The organism is Tepidibacillus infernus (assembly GCF_048898065.1).
Classification (GTDB): Bacteria; Bacillota; Bacilli; order Tepidibacillales; family Tepidibacillaceae; genus Tepidibacillus_B; species Tepidibacillus_B infernus.
The window spans coordinates 1-207 of sequence record NZ_JBLWFI010000107.1; the positions used below are offsets into that span (position 1 = coordinate 1).

1 protein-coding gene and 1 pseudogene are annotated in these 207 nt (G+C 40.1%); both read left to right on the forward strand.

What is annotated here, in order from left to right; all coding sequences use genetic code 11:
- Nucleotides 1–88 (forward strand): annotated as a pseudogene (locus tag TEPIDINF_RS15185) (IS200/IS605 family transposase); the annotation flags it as partial.
- An 11-nt stretch (nt 89–99) separates the two neighbouring features.
- A partial coding sequence (locus tag TEPIDINF_RS15190; protein ID WP_421692419.1) for a helix-turn-helix domain-containing protein occupies nt 100–207 on the forward strand: 108 nt, incomplete at its 3' end.

Below are 207 nucleotides of genomic sequence, written 5' to 3' on the forward strand. Positions count from 1 at the left end.
GATGTTGAGAAGCTTTTGCTTACTCACAACGGGTGGTGCGCCCATTGAAGTGATAAAGAAATATATAGAAAATCAAGGTATGAAGTGAGGTGATTCGATATGGCAAACAAAGCATATAAGTTCCGTCTGTACCCAACACAAGAACAAGAGCAATTTCTTGCGAAAACCTTCGGTTGCGTTCGTTTCGTCTACAATAAAATGTTGGCT